This window comes from Brenneria roseae subsp. americana (genome assembly GCF_003115815.1).
Taxonomy (GTDB): Bacteria; Pseudomonadota; Gammaproteobacteria; order Enterobacterales; family Enterobacteriaceae; genus Brenneria; species Brenneria roseae.
The window spans coordinates 122,443-140,274 of the sequence record NZ_QDKJ01000014.1; the positions used below are offsets into that span (position 1 = coordinate 122,443).

Below are 17,832 nucleotides of genomic sequence, written 5' to 3' on the forward strand. Positions count from 1 at the left end.
TTAGGATTAAGCGTTGATGCCGGGTAATGATTGTAACGCGCCGATCACGCGCTCACATTCATAACGGTTGCCGATAGTAATGCGCAAGCAACCGGCAAGTCCGGGTTGCTTATTTTGATCTCGCAGGATAATGCCCTGATCCCATAGCGTTTTAAACACAGAAGGCGCGGCGGTAAAGCGAACCAGCAGATAATTACTTTCGCTGGGATAAACTTTTTCAACACAGGCGATGTTTTCCAGGGCCTGACTGAACCATGCCCGGTTCTCAGTGATTTCCGCCACCCGCGCTTTCATTTTGGCGATCCCCTCCTGACTCAGTGCCTGCGCAGCGATATCGGCGACCGGGGTAGACAGCGGGTAAGGGGCGATCACCTTCAGCAGTAGCTGGATGAGATCGGCGTTAGCCAGCGTAAAACCGCAGCGCAGACCCGCAAGAGAAAAGGCTTTTGATAAGGTACGCAGAATAACCAGATGCGGGTACGCTTCCAGCCAGCCGGCGGTTGTCGCCTGAGGGCTGAATTCGATATAGGCTTCATCAATAACAACCAGGGCTTTACCCTGCGCCAGCGCGAGCAGTTGACGTAATTCATCCTGGGGGATCAGATTGCCGGTCGGATTGTTCGGGCTGCAAACATAGATGACTTTAACGCCGTCCAGCTGTGCGGCAATGGCGTCCAGATCCAACCGCCAGTCGGGTTTGCTGTCGACGGTGCGGCGTTCAACGCCAAAAGTCTCCGCACTGACGGCATACATGCCGTAGGTCGGCGGACAGAACATAATGGCATCTTTGCCGGGTTCGCAGAACGCGCGAATCAGCAGCTCAATCCCTTCGTCCGCGCCGCGGCTGACCAAAACCTGCTCCGGCTGCACGCCGGCATATTCCGCATAGCGGTTTATCACGGTCGTCGGCTGACACTCAGGGTAGCGGTTCAGCGTCTGCAACGTCAGTTGAAATTCCGGGGCCTCCGGGTACTCGTTGGCATTCAACCAGACATCGCCATTGCCTCCCAGTCGGCGCGCCGACTGGTAAGGCGTCAGGGCGCGAACATTGGCGCGAGCCAGTTCTTCAATATTCATGCTTGCTCCTTCAGCGCGGCGACACGGAGAGTGACGGCATTTTTGTGTGCGGTAAGTTGTTCAGCCTGTGCCAGCGTCTCAATGGTCGGCGCCAGTTGCAGCAATCCCTGTGGGGTCAACTGTTGCACCGTCATACGCTTCTGGAAGTCAGCCAATCCCAGACTGGAATAGGTCGACGTGTAACCGTAGGTCGGCAACACGTGGTTGGTGCCTGACGCATAGTCGCCCGCAGATTCAGGCGACCAGTCCCCCAGAAATACGGAACCCGCGCTGGTAATGCTATCGACCAGCGATTCCGCGTTACGCGTCTGGATAATCAAATGTTCAGGACCATATTGGTTACTGATTTCAATACATTGCGCCAAATCGCGGGCGACAATAACGCGACTGCTGGATAATGCCTGACGGGCAATCCCGGCACGAGAAAGCTGGATGAGCTGTTGCTCTACCGCGTCGGCAACGGCTTTGGCCATGGCCGCATCAGGCGTCAGCAGGATAACCTGTGAGTCCGGGCCGTGTTCAGCCTGCGAGAGTAAATCGGCCGCCACGAATGCCGGTGTGGCGCCGCTATCGGCGATCACCAGCACCTCAGAAGGGCCGGCCGGCATATCAATCGCCGCGCCATCAAGTTGTTGGCTGACCTGACGTTTGGCTTCCGTGACATAGGCGTTACCAGGACCAAATATTTTATCTACTTTAGGTACGCTTTCCGTGCCGAAAGCCATGGCGGCAATCGCTTGCGCGCCGCCGAGCTGGAACACTTCCTGAATTCCGCATAGTTGAGCGGCATACAGGATCTCATCGGCAATCGGCGGCGGTGAACATAAGACGACGCGTTTGCAACCGGCGATGCGCGCTGGCGTACCCAGCATGAGCACCGTTGACGGCAGGGGGGCCGACCCCCCCGGAATATACAAACCGACGGTGGCTATCGGGCGAGTGAGTTGCTGACAGCGCACGCCGGGCTGAGTTTCAACGTCAACAGTGGGGAGTTTCTGCGCATTGTGGAAGGTTTCAATATTGCGCACGGCCACCGCCATTGCCTGTTTTACCTCTTCATTCAGACGGGCTGACGCGGCAGCGATTTCTTCCCTGGAAACGCGGATAGCGTCAACCTGAACTTTATCGAACGTCGCGCTATATTCGCGTAATGCGCGGTCACCGCTGCGTTTCACATTTGCCAGAATATCGTTGACGATACTGGTGATGCGATCTGATGCGGAGATAGCCGGGCGCGTCAGCAATTGGCGTTGTTCCGCAACCGAGCAGTTCTGCCAATCGATGAGCGTATTGAAGCTGCCGGTTGTATTGGTATTGGGCGTGTTGTTGGGCATCGACATTACTCCATCATTTTTTCAATCGGCAATACCAGAATTGAACTGGCGCCGAGTGATTTGAGTTTTTCCATGGTTTCCCAGAACAGGGTTTCGCTACTGACCATGTGCATGGCGACGCGGCTTTGATCGCCGGCCAGCGGCAGAATGGTGGGGCGTTCGGCGCCCGGTAATAATGAAATAACGTCGTCCAGGCGCTCGCTTGGCGCATGCAGCATAATATATTTTGATTCACGAGCCTGAATTACGCCCTGCATACGCGTCAGTAATTTATCAATCAATTCCTGCTTATCGGCGGACATTTCACCATCGCGCTGAATCAGGCAGGCTTTGGAACGGTAGATAACCTCGACTTCGCGCAGGCCGTTCGCTTCCAGTGTTGCACCGGTCGATACCAGATCGCAGATGGCGTCTGCCAATCCGGCTCGTGGCGCGACTTCAACGGAGCCATTCAGCAGGCAGGATTTGAAACTGATGGATTGACGATCGAGATATTGCTTGAGCAGGTGAGGGTAGGAGGTCGCAATACGTTTGTTTTGCAGGCATTGCGGACCGGTGTATTCTTCGTCCAGCGCCATGGCCAGAGACAAACGACACCCCCCAAAATCCAGACGACGCAGCGTAAAGTAGCGTGGGTCTTCGCCTTGAGCGCGGCGGTTAAGCAGCTCTTCTTCCAGAACGTTTTCACCGATAATACCCAAATCGACAACACCATCCATGACCAGACCAGGGATATCATCATCGCGGACGCGCAGAATATCAATCGGCATGTTTTCAGCAAAAGCGATAAGACGTTGTTGATGTAAATTGATTTTAATACCACAACGTGCCAACAGTTCGCGTGAATCGTCACTCAGACGACCTGACTTTTGCATTGCTATCCGTAAACGTGTTTTATCCAGCATGGAAACCTCTATTAACCTGTCAAATTAAATACTTATTTTCAAAAACGCGGGCCAAATAAAAAAGCCCTCGGAAGTGATCTTCCGAGGGCTCTCTTTTCGTTCTGCGCCACTGGAAGATCTGAACGTCTTCCAGCACCAATCGCCTGAAAGACTAGTCAGGATGATGGTGATGATGGTGGTTAAACAGAACGCGTGTCATAAAATGTCTCTTGGTTGTACCAGTGTAATACTGCCTGTCGGATAACCTAAACCATGTGCGGGTGTGTATGCAACACTTTTTTACTGAATAGGGGAAGGTCGGCAAGGGCGAATGTTTGGAAAAATTAAAAAGAAATCAGCATTACCTTCTGAAGCGATATTATAGTAAAGCTATCTTGGCTATACATTCTCGATGACCCAAGTTAGGGGATTCCTTATCTGGGAGAGCAAATGATGAAAAAAGTGGCGATTATCGGATTAGGGTGGTTGGGTATGCCGCTGGCACTGGCGCTGAATGGGCAAGGCTATCAGGTCGTCGGCAGTAAAACGACGATTGATGGCGTGGAAGCCGCCCGGATGAGCGGCATCGAATGTTACCCGCTTCTGCTTACTCCCGAACTGGAATGTGATGCCAATGAACTGAGTGCGTTATTGCAGGTGGATGTGCTTATTATAACGCTTCCGGTCAGTCGAACTGCGCAAGGCGGGGAAAGTTATGCCCGGGCGGTGCAGCAATTGGTCAATATGGCTCGCGTTTTTCATGTGCCTCGCATTATTTTTACCAGTTCAACGTCTGTTTATGGCAGCACCGCAGGGACGGTAAAAGAAAACTCGCCGCTCAACCCTGTCACTACCGCAGGTAAAGTGCTGGTAGCGCTTGAGCAATGGTTGCAACACTTGCCTGATACTTCGGTGGATATTCTGCGCCTGGCGGGACTGGTTGGCGGAGAGCGTCATCCAGGGCGTTTTCTGGCGGGGAAAACGGGATTGCGTGACGGCTCTCAGGGCGTGAATCTGGTTCATCAGGAAGATGTGATGTCGGCCATTCAACTCTTGCTGAAACGACCGCATGGCGGACATCTTTATAACCTTTGCGCGCTGGAACATCCTGCCAAACGTGACTACTATCCCGATCAGGCTCGCAAATTGAATCTGCCTCCGCCGCAGTTCGTTGCGGACGACAATAATGCTCCGGGGCGTCTGGTTGATGGACAGCGCATTTGTCATGAGCTCGGGTTTGAATATCAATACCCCGACCCGATGACGATGCCGCTGAATTAACCAAACCGGCTATTTTATTACCCTGGGATCGCCAGGGTGGCCGGGCGTGTCGGTTATTCAGTCGGTTTTTTGCGGTATAACCGTCGAGGGTGCCCAATTTTTCCATAGCGCATTTCGATATCGAGAAAGTGGCTTTCCACGCAATATTCCAGATAGCGACGCGCGGTCGTTTTACTTAAGCCGGTTTTCGCGACCACATCATCCACGGAATAGAGCAGGTCTTCGTCGTTATTGATAAAAATCTGCCGAATCAGGCCCAGCGTATTTTCTTCGATGCCTTTGCCGGCAGAACCCGCCGCTGATCCAGAGGATTGCAACTGGTAGAGAATATCGACGTTTTGCTGGTCGACAAACTTGTATGTGTGCTGGGTTTTGACAAACTGAATAAAGCGCTCCAGCGATGAGCGTAACCGCGGGTAGGACACGGGTTTGATGATATAGTCAAACGCGCCACAGCGGATTGCCTGGGCGCAGGTGTTCATATCGCTGGCGGCAGTGATGAAAATCACCGAGCAATTAAGCCCTTTGAGCCATTCGCTCTCAATGAGCGAAACGCCTTCTCCGTCCGGCAGATAATTATCCAGCAGAATCAGGCGGGGCTTATGTTGTTGCAGTAATCTTTTGGCGTCCGACAGCGTCGCGGCGATGCCAACGACGCGTAAGCCGAAATTTTTTTCAATAAATTCAGCATGAATATTTGCCAGCCTTTTCTCATCTTCAACGATTAAGACATCGAAATTATCAGTGTGCATCATTCTCTGAATCCCTGTTAGTGTCATACCCATCAGCTTGAAATATACTCGTCATACTTCAAGCTGCATGTGCGTTGGCTGCGTTCAGTCACCCGAATCACTTACCTGAGTAAGCTCATCGGGATTAATGAGAGACATCCTGTCTCTCACTGAAGGCCAGCCGTTGGCTGTTCAAATTCGTTCCCGACGAATTTGTCCTTCTCTTGCCGCCTTCCTGCAACTCGAATTATTTAGAGTATATATTGGGTATAGGCGGAAGATTTTTTAGGTATAAAAATGGAAAATACGCTGCCCTGCGGCTGATTGGCCGAGACTTCAATAACCCCCTGCGCCTGATTGACATAGCTGGCGACCAGATGCAGCCCCAATCCGTGATCGCCCTGCGTTTTGCTGGTAACGCCCAGCTCGAATACGTTGTCGGCGATAGCCGGATCGATTCCGGTTCCCTGATCGGCGATTTCTATGACCAATTCCTGCTCGCCGTCGTGAATATAAATTTCTATCGGGTAGTGCGGTGTTTGATTCGCAAGCGTGGCTTCCACGGCGTTGTCCAGCAGATTTCCGATGATGGACATCAGTTCGGTTTCACTCAGCGCCGCAGGAATGTGAGTCAGCTGACAGCGGGGATCGAAGATCATTTCAATGCCTTTTTCTCTGGCCGCCGCGTATTTACCCAGCAGCAATCCACACAATGCCGGTGAACAGAAATGCCGGGAAACGAAGTCCAGTATCACCTGAGCGCTTTCCGACTGTGCTTCGATGTAACGAACCGCTTCATCATAGCGTTTCAAATGCAACAGCCCGGCGAGTGTGGCGGTCCAGTTCAACTGTTCATGGCGTAAAATCCGCAGGCTGTTGGCATAACGCTTTACCTGACTGAGCTGCATGCTGAGGGTGTGAATATCATTTTTCCCCCGGAAGCTGATAACCCAACCTTGCAGTTCGTCCTCCAGCATGATGCGCACGCGACTGGCGATCACCGTGGCATGATTAAAACGGCAAATTTCGTCGTGCGTATCGTTTACCCACATCTCCTCGCTGGAGAAAAAGGGAACGGGCTTGATAACCTCCTCAATCGGCCGACCCCGCAGCTGGTTAGAGGGTTCGGTAAGGGTCAGGATTTCTTTGGCGGCATGATTGATTGCCGCAATCCGATGCTGCTTATCAATGGCAATCACGCCTTCATAAATAGATTCCAGCAAGGCTTTCTGTTGTCGAACCAGCAGGCGGATTTCATGAGGTTCCAGACCGAACATCTGCTTTTTCAGGTTACGGGAGAACCACCATGAAAAAATAAACAGCGCAACAAACATGGCAAGGATGACCAGTAAAATGCGCGCCAGTTTGGCGAAGGTGAGGTTGTCGATGTGCGTTTTCAGATAGCCGACCGACACAATGCCGATGACCTTGTCACCATCCATAATCGGGGCTTTACTGCGCAGAGAAATGCCAATTCCGCCGCGACGAACGGAGATAATACTTTTCCCGGCCAGGACCTCGGGGTTATCCCCGCCGACCATGGCGGTGCCTATCTGCCGGCTATCTTCCGAATGAAAAAGATGTCGGCCCCGGCTATCGCCAATGACGATATAGCTGGCATCGCTGCGTTGCTTTAGCTGACGAACAAGGGTATCAATCTGATCGATATCCTGGTTTTTCACCGATTCGACCAGCGAAGGAATGACGGCAATTTCCCGGGCCTGAACCTGCGCACGGGCGCCCATTTCGGAATAAAGTTGTTTATCAATATCATGGTAGTAATAGACGCCGGCCAATATCAGCAATATAGAGAAAAAAACAATCAAATAGATAAATAATTTGATATGAAAAGAAATTTTCAATGGCATGATAAAAGCCAGCCCGTCCGGTTAGCTGAAAATAGCCGGTAATTTAACATGAATGAGAATAGCCAGGCAGAAGGAAAAAGAAACTTGTGAGCGATTCCACGTTTAAATTTTGTTATTAGCTGTTTCAGTCGCTTTACGTTATAAAAAATTAAACGTAAATTCTTTTTTAATAAACAACTTAATTACTTTTTGCCAACATAATTGTTTTTAGGAAATAAAAACCATAAAACCCATATAAACCATAAAATTTATATTTTTCATAAAAAATCCATAATTGTTTGTTTTGTAATGCCTTTATTAATATAAGCCATAAAAACCATAAGTGCCTTTAAAACTCATTTTTTAATTTGAAGATAATCACATAATAATAATGATCGACTCCCTATGATGCGCAAACAAAATACAAAGGGGATTGGGTTATGAGTACAACTGATGATTCATATATTGTGGTAAATAATGAAACGACGGGTAAGGTTTCATTAAAGGAAAAATGGTGGCACATTCTTGATACCTATAAGGTAGGTATTATACCTGTCCCACTCTTTTTACTGGCCGGTGCATTAATCGGCATTGACTGTCTGAATGGCAAGCTGCCGAGTGATATTGTGGTGATGGTCGCCACACTGGCGTTCTTCGGTTTTGCCTGCGGTGAGTTTGGTAAGCGTCTGCCGATTATCGGCAAAATGGGCGCGGCGGCAATTTGCGCAACCTTTATCCCATCAGCAATGGTGTATTACGGTCTGCTGCCGGATGTCGTGGTTGATTCCACGGTCAAGTTCTATAAAAGCACCAATATTCTCTACCTCTATATTTGCTGCATTATTGTCGGCAGCATTATGAGCATGAATCGGCAAACGCTGATTCAGGGCTTTCTGCGCATTTTCTTCCCGATGTTATGTGGTGAAGTCGCCGGTATGTTGATTGGTATGGCGGTTGGTATCGCATTAGGTATGGACCCGTTCCAAATCTTCTTCTTCCTGATTCTGCCCATTATGGCTGGTGGCGTCGGCGAGGGCGCGATCCCGTTATCGATCGGCTATGCCACTATTCTGCATATGGAACAAGGTGTTGCGTTGGGGAGAATCCTTCCTATCGTCATGCTGGGCAGCCTGACCGCGATTATTATTGCCGGTATGTTGAACCAACTTGGCAAGCGTTATCCGCATCTGACGGGCGAAGGTGAACTGATGCCGAATAAAGGCAATGACCTGGGCAAAAGCGACAGCGGTACGCCTGTAGCGGGTTTCAGCGGCAAAGCCGATGTGACGACCATCGCGTCTGGCGTCCTGCTGGCCATTCTGCTCTATATGATTGGCATGCTGGGACACAAAATGATAGGTCTGCCCGCACCGGTAGGGATGTTGTTTGTCGCCGTGCTGGTGAAACTGTTTCACGGGGTGTCGCCGAAAATGCTCGAAGGTTCGCAGGTCGTCTATAAATTCTTCCAGACATCAGTCACTTATCCGATTCTGTTTGCCGTAGGGGTTGCCATTACGCCGTGGCAGGAACTGGTGAATGCATTCACGCTGCAAAACCTGCTGGTGATTGTTTCCACGGTGACTGCGCTGGTAACGACGGGATTCTTTGTTGGCAGGAAAATAGGGATGCATCCTATTGATGTCGCCATTATTTCCTGTTGCCAGAGCGGACAGGGCGGTACGGGGGATGTAGCGATCCTGACGGCGGGTAACCGTATGGTTCTGATGCCGTTCGCACAAATTGCAACGCGTATCGGCGGGGCGATTAACGTATCGGTTGCACTGCTGATATTGGCTAATTTTTTAGTCTGAGCACACTATCGAAAAGAAATAACGCTGCGGTTTATCGTGGGTTTATTTTCAACGGGAAATATTATGAAACTTGCAAGCTACCGTTATAACGGTAAGAACAGCTACGGTATTTATACACCGACCGGCTTAATCGATCTCGGCAGTAAAATAGGGCGCCAGTACGCTGATTTAAAATCGCTGCTCATGCAGGATGCATTACATGTCGCACAAGCGTTTATTCATGCCACGCCGGATGTACTGGTATCGGATGTGACATTTTTACCGGTGATTGTCGAACCGGGAAAAATATTGTGCGTCGGTATGAATTATGCGGCAAAACGCAAAGAGTTTGATGAAGTGAATCCCGCGCCGACATTATTTGTCCGTTTTGCTGATTCACAAACCGGGCATGCTACGCCCGTTATTAAACCGCATTACTCCAATGAGTTTGATTATGAAGGGGAGCTGGCGGTCATTATCGGCAAGGACGGACAAAATATTTCCCGCGATGCGGCGCTTTCTCACGTTGCCGGTTACAGCTGCTATATGGACGGTTCCGCGCGTGACTGGCAGCACAGCTGGTTTACCGCCGGTAAAAACTGGCAGAAAACCGGCGCGTTTGGCCCTTATCTGACAACGGCGGATGAAATTCCCGATCCGCATGCGCTGGCGATTCGCACTTATCTGAATGGCCGGATGGTACAGGATGACAATACCGGCAGCATGATCCATAAGGTGGCCGAACTGATTGAGTACATCAGTACCTTCACCGCGCTGAGCGCTGGTGACGTCATCATTACCGGTTCGCCGGGAGGGGTAGGCAAAAAACGCAACCCGCCTCTTTTCATGAAAGCGGGTGACTGCATTGAAGTTGAGATTGAAAACATCGGTCATTTACGCAATGTCGTGGTGGATGCCGGCCAGACGATGAAGCCGGCTGAAGGCGCAACTGTTGCGGCGGCGCACTAAGCGATAAACCTCCGGGATAACCCGGAGGTTTGCGAATGTTTTTATATTGAATAACCGTCAGATGCAGGATTAACCGTTATGTATGCCAATGATTCCATCTTTTTTGACACGCTGGATGTGCGCATGCAGCCCCAGGAAATGGCGGGAATTCGCCAGTTTCTGGCGCAGTGCCAACTCGGCATGGATAACGATATCGAGACGTTTGTCGTCGGCCGGTTAGGCGGCAAGCGGGTGGCCTGCGCCGGCATGGCGTCAAACACCATTAAATGTGTCGCGGTTGCCCCGGAATACCGGGATCTGAATCTGGGCGTTCAGGTGGTTAATGAAGTGGTTCAGCAGGCGGCACTGCGCGGCCATTTTCATCTTTTCCTCTATACCAAACCGGGAAATATCGCCATTTTTCGCGGATGCGGTTTTTATCCGCTGGCGCAATATCAAGATACGGCGGTGCTGATGGAAAACACCCCGATTGGTATTAAACAGTATTGCCAGTCTCTGGCGACGTTTTCCCGACCTGGGGAAAACATCGGAGCCATTGTGATGAATGCCAATCCGTTCACGCTTGGACATCGGTATCTGGCTGAGCATGCGGCGCAGTCATGTGACTGGCTGCACGTTTTCGTGGTACGGGAAGATGTGTCTTTTTTCCCTTTCAGCGAACGTCTGGAAATGGTGCGGCAGGGCGTTGAGCATATCCCCAATCTGACGGTGCATGCCGGATCGGCATATATGATCTCAAAGGCCACTTTCCCGGGTTATTTTCTGAAAGAGGAAAAATTAATTACGCGCGCGCATGCGGCGCTGGATTTAATTATTTTCAGAAAATATATCGCACCGGCGTTAGGTATTACGCAGCGCTTTGTTGGTACAGAGCCATTTTGTCCGGTAACGCATCAATATAATCAGGATATGCATTACTGGCTGGAAAAAGATCTGACCATAGAGGCGCCAGCGTTGAACGTGATTGAAATTGATCGCAAACGAGAACTTTCCGGACTGGCGATTTCCGCCTCAGAGGTCAGAAAGTTATTAACGCTTCGGCAGTACAGCCGTATTCAGGAAATTGTGCCGCCCTCAACGTTGGCGCATTTACAGCACTATTACGAACCTGAATACGCTTAATTAAATTAATCAGGAAACTCTATGAAGATTATTAAGGCGTCTCTGGCCGGGACCTTTGAATCCAGCGATTTGCTGGTCAAGGTCGCACCGGCTGAAGGGAAGCTCACCGTGGTAGTCAATAGTGAAGTGATAAAACAATTCGGCCATCAAATAAGGCAAGTAGTGAATGAAACATTGAAAGGTCTGCACGTCACGGAAGGTACGATCATTGTTGACGATAAAGGCGCGCTGGATTGCGTTATTCGAGCCAGGGTGCAAAGCGCGGTATTACGCGCCGCAGATGTTCAGCAGGTGGAATGGGAGAAATTATAATGAAAAAGTTGCGCCGCAGTATGTTATTCCTGCCGGGAGCGAATGCTGCCATGTTGTCGAATGCCTTCATTTATAAACCCGATTCCATCATGTTCGATCTGGAGGATGCGGTTTCCCTGCGCGAAAAAGACACCGCCCGTCTGCTGGTTTTCCATGCGTTACAGCATCCAATGTACCGCGATATTGAAACCGTGGTGCGTATTAACCAACTGAGTACGCCGTTCGGCCTGCTGGATCTGGAAGCTGCCGTGCGCGGTGGTGCGGATGTTATCCGCTTGCCGAAAACCGATTCGACCGATGACGTGGATGAACTGGAACATCATCTGGTTCGTATTGAGAAAGCGTGCGGGCGGGAAGTGGGCTCGACCCGCATCATGGCGGCGATTGAATCGGCGGTGGGGGTGATTAACGCCGTCTCCATTGCCCGCTCGTCAGAACGCATGATCGGGATTGCGCTGGCGGCATTCGACTATGTCATGGATATGCAGACCGAACGAGGCGATGGCACAGAATTGTTCTACGCCCGTTGTGCCGTGTTGCACGCCGCGCGCGCGGCGGGTATTGACGCGTTCGACGTCGTCTATTCCAACGTGAACGATGATGCGGGCTTTCTGCGGGAAGTCGAGTTGATTCGCAAACTGGGGTTCAACGGCAAATCCCTGATTAATCCGCGTCAGATTGAATTGTTACATAACGCTTATGCGCCGACGCAGGATGAAGTGGATTATTCCCATCTGGTGATCAACGCCGCGGAAGAGGGAGAGCGTGCCGGGCTGGGCGTGATTTCCCTGAATGGAAAAATGATCGATGGCCCGATCATCAATCACGCCAGAGTGGTATTGGAACGCGCTCAGGCTTCCGGCGTTCGTAAATGATCGTTGCCCGACGACCCGGCAACGACAGACCTCAGGAATCACAGGATTAGACAATGAGTAACTTTATTGAAGCGCTGCAACAGCAATATCCGCAAACTCACCATCTGCAACCTTTTGTGAATGCAAACCACCAGACTCCCTGGCTGAACGATGTGACGCAGAAACATGAACGCAAACTCTGTGCCGATCTGATCGATGCCATTGGTAAAAGTGGCCTGAAAGATGGCATGACTATCTCTTTCCACCATCATTTCCGCGAAGGCGACAAAGTGATTAATCTGGTGGTGGACACGCTGGCGCAGATGGGATTCAAAGATTTGACGCTGGCTTCCAGCTCTCTGATGAGTTGCAATGCGCCGCTGATTGAACATATTCGAGCCGGCGTGATCACCCGTATTTATACGTCCGGTATGCGTGGCAAGCTGGCCGATGCCATTTCCCACGGTTTGATGAAAGAGCCGGTTCAGATCCACTCGCACGGCGGGCGGGTGCATCTGCTGCAAAGCGGTGAGCTGAATGTGGATGTGGCATTTCTCGGCGTGCCGTGCAGCGATGAATTCGGCAATGCCAACGGTACGGTGGGAAAATCAAGCTGCGGTTCACTGGGATATGCCATGGTGGACGCCCGGTATGCACGCAAAGTGGTGCTGCTAACAGAAAGCCTGGTGCCGTTCCCGAACATGCCGGCGAGTATCGTACAGGATCAGGTGGACTATATTGTTCAGGTCGATGAAGTGGGCGACCCGGCCAGGATCAGCGTGGGAGCGGCGCGCGTGACCAGCAATCCGCGTGAACTGCTGATCGCCCGTTCCGCGGCCGACGTCATCGAGCATTCCGGCTATTTCAAATCCGGCTTTTCCATTCAGACGGGGTCTGGCGCCGCGTCCACGGCCTGTACCCGTTTTCTGGAAGACAAGATGCGCCAGCAGAATATCGTGGCCAGCTTTGCGCTGGGCGGTATTACCGGCAGTATCGTTGATTTGCATGAAAAAGGACTCATCGGGAAACTGATCGATACCCAGTGTTTTGACGCCAACGCCGCGGCTTCACTGGCCAAAAATCCAAATCATGTTGAAGTTTCGACCAATGTCTATGCCAATCCGACATCAAAAGCCGCCTGCTGCGATCAGCTGGATGTGGTTATCCTCAGCGCACTGGAGATTGATACCGACTTTAACGTTAACGTCATTACCGGCTCGGACGGCGTGATGCGCGGAGCGTCGGGCGGCCATTGCGATGTCGCCACCGCCGCGAATCTGACGATTGTTGTGGCGCCGCTGATCCGTAGTCGTATCCCGACCGTGGTTCGTCAGGTCACCACCCGTGTGACGCCGGGGGAAAGTATCGATGTTCTGGTTACCGATCATGGTATTGCCGTGAACCCGAAACGCCCGGAAGTGGCTGAACGCCTGCAAAAGGCGGGCTTGAAGGTGATGTCGATCGAGGAGTTGTATCAACGCGCCATTGAATTGGTCGGCGAACCCCGGGCGATCGAGTTTCATGACCGCATTGTCGGCGTGATCCGCTATCGTGATGGCAGCGTGATCGATGTGGTTCGTCAAGTGAAAGAAACAGACGAGTGAATCAAGGATCGGACAATGACAGATTCTGTATTCGTTTCTCTGGAAAACTTGCTCGCGGCGAAGGAACGCCGCGCAGCGCGGCAGCAGGCGTTATTGACGCAGTATGACGCGACGCTGGTGTCTCTGACGCTGGTCACGCCGGGACCGATAAAAGACAGCGAACGGTATCGTCGTGCCATGACCGAAGCGATAAATGCGTTGAATGCACTCTGCCAGTCGCGCGGTTGGTCAGTGCTGGAACAACAGATTCACTGGCTGGCGACCGGCGCTGAAGGCTTTTGGGTGATCAATAAAGATGCGCTGACGGTGAAAGCGGCCACGATAGCGCTGGAAGATCGGCACCCGTTAGGCCGGTTATGGGATGTCGATGTCTTCTGCCCGCAGGAAGGCGCGATCGGCCGTTCAATGTTGGCGCATGGCGGACGCCGCTGCCTGTTGTGCGAACAGGCGGCTCACGCATGCAGCCGTTCACGACGCCATCCCTTGCCGGAGCTGGTTCAGCACATTGAGGGAATGCTTAATGCCTATTTCAATCCAGCCTGAATTATTGGCATCGGTCTTCCCGGCGTACCCGGAAGAGGCGCCGCTGTCCGCTGTCTTGCCTGATATTGATCGTTGGGTAACGCGGGCACTGACGATGGAAGTGACGCTGACGCCTAAACCAGGGCTGGTGGATCGGGCGAACAACGGGGCTCATCGCGATATGGATCTCGCGCTGTTTCAGCGCAGCATTCGCGCGATATCTCCCTGGTTTCGCCGTTTTACCGAGGCTGGCTGTCACTATGCCTGTTTACCCCTGCAACAATTGCTTCCACAGGTCAGACCCATCGGGATGGCCTGTGAACAGGCGATGTTTGCGGCGACAAAAGGCGTCAATACACATAAAGGCGGGATCTTTGCTTTTGGACTGCTTTGCTCGGCGGCCGGATGGCTGGCCGGCAGGGGACGGCGCGTGACGCAGCAGGGGCTATGTCTGAGCGTATCGGAAATGTGCCGCGACCTGGTCCACAGCGAGCTGGAACGCGGGGGCCGAGCGGCAACGGCCGGCGAACACCTGTATCGCCGTTATGGATTAACCGGAGCAAGAGGAGAGGCGGCCAGCGGCTTCAATACCGTTCGTCAGTTTTCATTACCGGCGTTGACGCGGGCTATCGCGGCGGGGGCTGATGAAGAAACGGCGCTATTGCACACGCTACTGGTGCTGATGGCGCACAACCCGGATACGAACGTGGTGTCGCGGGGCGGTATCCAAGGACTGGACTTTGTACAACACTATGCTAAAAAACTGCTTACTGCGCCCGTCGACCGACAGGCGCTGGTCACAATGGATGACGCATTAATCGCCAGAAATCTCAGCCCCGGCGGCAGTGCGGATTTACTGGCGCTCACCTGGCTTTTATCTCACTACCCTGAGGATTGAAACGCGTAAATATTTTTCTGACTAATTTCCCTAAAGTTGTATGCGTATATGTCGATACCGTTTGAACCGATTTGTATCATGTGATTCATTAGATATATGCATCAATTAAACCATTGACTCTATGGTGGGGATGAAAGCGGTGGATGAAAATTTGAAAGAGCAGTTTGTTAAACGAAATAAACTGGCTATTTGTGCGACGCTGCGTGAATTGAAGAAAAATGACACGACCGTGATGGTTCATCATTCTCGTGGCCAGTTCATCAGTAAAATTCTCGATGTCATGCCTAATAATGATATCTTCATTTTTGATCTGGGAGGCGTGGAGCATGAAAACAGCCGGGCGCTGTATGCCGGTGTGTTGTCGTTTATTGCCGAACCCGCGGGCGCGAAAGTCGAGTTTAAGGCGGAAATAGCCCGTACCGTTGATTTTCAGGGGTTACCGGCGTTTACCGCTCCCATTCCTGAGCAACTTTATCTGATCCAACGCAGAACTTATTTCCGCATCAATACCCCATCATGGCCGCCATTAATATGCCGCGGGGAATTACCGGATGAAAGCGATTTTCAATTCACCATCAGGGATCTGTCTCTTGGCGGACTCAGTTTGCACACCGATCGTGATATAGCGGGGTTGTTGAAGGGTGGCGATATTATCGAAGGGGTTGAAATGGACCTCGATGAATATGGCTTCTTCAGCGTTGATTTACAGTTTGTCGGCCAGTCAGCGGTGAAAGTTGTCGATAATAAAGGCGAAATCAAACTTACCCAGCGTCTGAGCTTTAAATTTCTGGCCTTGTCCGCCGCGCAGGAACGCGATTTGCAGCAGGTTATTTTTGAGCTTGAAAGATTACAAAATGAGAAAAAGAGAAAGTTTCAGGATATGTGATGCTTTATTAGCTACAACCTTTATGATTTTGACTCTTAGCAGCGAAATGATTTTTTAATAAAACAATGTATTATCGTTCCTAATATAAGAAAATTGTATCCAGTTCTCTCAGCATCTTGTCATCCGGGAATGTCTGATGCAGAATACGCGCCTTGCAAAATAACCGACGCTTTATCGCGTCGGTTATTTTTTTGCACTTATGTCTTCAAATTAAAGAGGCCGGACAACAATCCGGATAGATAAATCTGTTTGTGTGTGCCAGTGAGCCACAGTGAGGAAGGGAAAAATGGGGCAATCTGTAGGTGATGCCAACGCCGTGTCCACAAAACGTGTCCAATTAAGAAGAACGCTCACGTTATGGCCTGTTGTCATGATGGGGTTGGCCTATATGCAGCCAATGACCATTTTTGATACGTTTGGTATCGTTTCCGGTCTGACCGATGGGCACGTTGCGACGGCTTATGCCTTTGCGTTAACCGGGATTCTGTTCACGGCGTTAAGCTATGGCAAGCTCGTTCGTCGTTTCCCGTCAGCCGGTTCTGCTTATACCTATGCGCAGAAAGCCATTAGCCCGTACGTCGGGTTCATGGTCGGCTGGTCATCGCTGCTGGACTATCTGTTCATGCCGATGATTAACATCCTGCTGGCAAAAATCTATCTTGAAGCGATTTTCCCTGGCGTACCTTCATGGATTTTTGTCGCGGCCCTGGTTGGCCTGATGACGCTGTTCAACCTGCGTGGCATTAATGTGGTCGCCAATCTCAACTCGATTATTGTCGTTGTTCAGGTTGCTATTATGGTGGTATTTCTGGGATTGGTCGTTCACGGTGTTTATCAGGGAGAAGGGGCGGGAACGCTTGTCAGCACGCAGCCTTTCTGGTCGGAGAACGCTCATGTTGTGCCAATGATCACCGGCGCCACGATACTCTGTTTTTCTTTCCTGGGCTTCGATGGCATCAGTTCATTGTCTGAAGAAACGCAGGATGCCGGCAACGTTATCCCGAAAGCGATTTTCCTGACCGCGTTGATCGGCGGCGTGATTTTTATTGCGGTTTCCTATTTCTTGCAGCTGTACTTTCCGGATATTTCACGCTTTAAAGATCCTGATGCGTCTCAACCGGAAATCATGCTGTATGTCGCCGGGAAGTTCTTCCAGTCGATTATTCTGGTCTTTTCCTGTGTGACCGTACTGGCGTCGGGTATGGCCGCGCATGCCGGCGTGTCGCGCCTGATGTATGTCATGGGGCGTGATGGCGTGTTTCCTGAACGTTTTTTCGGCTATGTCCATCCGAAATGGCGGACGCCTTCCCTGAATGTCTTGCTGGTCGGGGCGATTGCGCTGTCGGCGGTCTCTTTCGATCTGGTCACCGCGACTGCACTGATTAACTTTGGCGCCCTGGTCGCGTTTACCTTCGTCAATCTGTCGGTTATTTCCCAGTTCTATATTCGTGAACGTCGTAATTGTACGCTGAAGGATACGTTTAACTATCTTGTGTTGCCGGTGTTAGGCGCGTTAACCGTCGGCGCACTGTGGGTGAATCTGGAAGAAAGCTCAATGACGCTTGGGCTGATTTGGGCAACGGTAGGTCTGACCTATCTGGTTTTTGTGACGCGGGCTTTCAGCCAGCCAGTACCGCAGAGCACGGAAGAACTGGTTTAAATTCAAATATGGCCACTGATGTTTAAATAGCAAGCGGAGAAATCGTTCTCCGCTTTTTTAT

Annotated in this window: 17 protein-coding genes and 1 other annotated feature; of the genes, 11 read left to right on the forward strand and 6 right to left on the reverse strand. The window is 51.3% G+C overall.

The annotated features are described in order from the left end of the window. Positions 1–6: 6 nt before the first annotated feature. The 4 genes from hisC to hisL form a co-directional block, all read right to left on the reverse strand. Entirely contained in the window at positions 7–1,077 is a 1,071-nt protein-coding gene (gene hisC, locus B4923_RS16950) for a histidinol-phosphate transaminase (protein ID WP_109055544.1), read from the reverse strand. After that, complete coding sequence (hisD, locus tag B4923_RS16955) at positions 1,074–2,411, reverse strand: histidinol dehydrogenase (protein ID WP_425428645.1); 1,338 nt, start codon at positions 2,409–2,411, stop codon at positions 1,074–1,076. The genes hisC and hisD overlap by 4 nt, the downstream gene beginning before the upstream one ends. A gap of 5 nt (positions 2,412–2,416) precedes the next feature. Further along, complete coding sequence (hisG, locus tag B4923_RS16960; RefSeq protein WP_109055546.1) at positions 2,417–3,316, reverse strand: ATP phosphoribosyltransferase; 900 nt, start codon at positions 3,314–3,316, stop codon at positions 2,417–2,419. A 55-nt stretch (positions 3,317–3,371) separates the two neighbouring features. Continuing rightward, positions 3,372–3,492 (reverse strand) — a sequence feature (His leader region). Further along, positions 3,468–3,515 carry a his operon leader peptide gene (gene hisL / locus B4923_RS16965; RefSeq protein WP_106389040.1) on the reverse strand — a complete coding sequence of 16 codons (48 nt, stop codon included), beginning with the start codon at positions 3,513–3,515 and terminating at the stop codon, positions 3,468–3,470. It overlaps the preceding feature by 25 nt. 233 nt (positions 3,516–3,748) lie before the next feature. Here hisL and B4923_RS16970 point away from each other — a divergent pair, with 233 nt between their 5' ends. After that, complete coding sequence (locus tag B4923_RS16970) at positions 3,749–4,576, forward strand: SDR family oxidoreductase (RefSeq protein WP_109055569.1); 828 nt, start codon at positions 3,749–3,751, stop codon at positions 4,574–4,576. 53 nt (positions 4,577–4,629) lie between these two features. Here B4923_RS16970 and B4923_RS16975 read toward each other — a convergent pair whose 3' ends face one another. Then, positions 4,630–5,331: a response regulator gene (locus tag B4923_RS16975; protein ID WP_109055547.1), complete on the reverse strand. Its 702-nt coding sequence runs from the start codon at positions 5,329–5,331 to the stop codon at positions 4,630–4,632. Positions 5,332–5,558: 227 nt separating this feature from the next. Further along, positions 5,559–7,175, reverse strand: a complete 1,617-nt coding sequence (locus B4923_RS16980; protein ID WP_109055548.1) for an ATP-binding protein — start codon at positions 7,173–7,175, stop codon at positions 5,559–5,561. Between the two features lie 419 nt (positions 7,176–7,594). Here B4923_RS16980 and B4923_RS16985 point away from each other — a divergent pair, with 419 nt between their 5' ends. The 10 genes from B4923_RS16985 to B4923_RS17030 all read left to right on the forward strand — a co-directional run bounded on the left by B4923_RS16985 (position 7,595) and on the right by B4923_RS17030 (position 17,771). After that, positions 7,595–8,965 carry a 2-hydroxycarboxylate transporter family protein gene (locus B4923_RS16985; protein ID WP_109055549.1) on the forward strand — a complete coding sequence of 457 codons (1,371 nt, stop codon included), beginning with the start codon at positions 7,595–7,597 and terminating at the stop codon, positions 8,963–8,965. Positions 8,966–9,028: 63 nt separating this feature from the next. Then, a complete protein-coding gene (locus tag B4923_RS16990; protein WP_109055550.1) occupies positions 9,029–9,913 on the forward strand; it encodes a fumarylacetoacetate hydrolase family protein in 885 nt (294 codons plus the stop codon). A 78-nt stretch (positions 9,914–9,991) separates the two neighbouring features. Beyond that, the gene (citC, locus tag B4923_RS16995; RefSeq protein WP_109055551.1) at positions 9,992–11,035 is read left to right on the forward strand and encodes a [citrate (pro-3S)-lyase] ligase; all 1,044 of its coding nucleotides are present in this window, start codon (positions 9,992–9,994) and stop codon (positions 11,033–11,035) included. Positions 11,036–11,056: 21 nt separating this feature from the next. Beyond that, entirely contained in the window at positions 11,057–11,347 is a 291-nt protein-coding gene (gene citD, locus B4923_RS17000; RefSeq protein ID WP_109055552.1) for a citrate lyase acyl carrier protein, read from the forward strand. After that, complete coding sequence (gene citE / locus B4923_RS17005; RefSeq protein WP_109055553.1) at positions 11,347–12,222, forward strand: citrate (pro-3S)-lyase subunit beta; 876 nt, start codon at positions 11,347–11,349, stop codon at positions 12,220–12,222. Before citD ends, citE begins: the two co-directional genes overlap by 1 nt. A gap of 53 nt (positions 12,223–12,275) precedes the next feature. Then, positions 12,276–13,805: a citrate lyase subunit alpha gene (gene citF / locus B4923_RS17010; RefSeq protein WP_109055554.1), complete on the forward strand. Its 1,530-nt coding sequence runs from the start codon at positions 12,276–12,278 to the stop codon at positions 13,803–13,805. Positions 13,806–13,820: 15 nt separating this feature from the next. Continuing rightward, on the forward strand, positions 13,821–14,348 hold the full coding sequence (gene citX / locus B4923_RS17015; protein WP_109055555.1) for a citrate lyase holo-[acyl-carrier protein] synthase: 528 nt from the start codon (positions 13,821–13,823) through the stop codon (positions 14,346–14,348). After that, positions 14,326–15,225 (forward strand): triphosphoribosyl-dephospho-CoA synthase CitG, encoded by a 900-nt coding sequence (gene citG / locus B4923_RS17020; protein ID WP_109055556.1) that lies wholly within the window; start codon positions 14,326–14,328, stop codon positions 15,223–15,225. Before citX ends, citG begins: the two co-directional genes overlap by 23 nt. Positions 15,226–15,355: 130 nt before the next feature. After that, positions 15,356–16,111, forward strand: coding sequence for a flagellar brake protein (locus B4923_RS17025; RefSeq protein ID WP_109055557.1), 756 nt, complete (start codon positions 15,356–15,358; stop codon positions 16,109–16,111). A 286-nt stretch (positions 16,112–16,397) separates the two neighbouring features. Further along, complete coding sequence (locus tag B4923_RS17030) at positions 16,398–17,771, forward strand: APC family permease (protein ID WP_109055558.1); 1,374 nt, start codon at positions 16,398–16,400, stop codon at positions 17,769–17,771. The last annotated feature ends 61 nt before the right edge of the window (positions 17,772–17,832 follow it).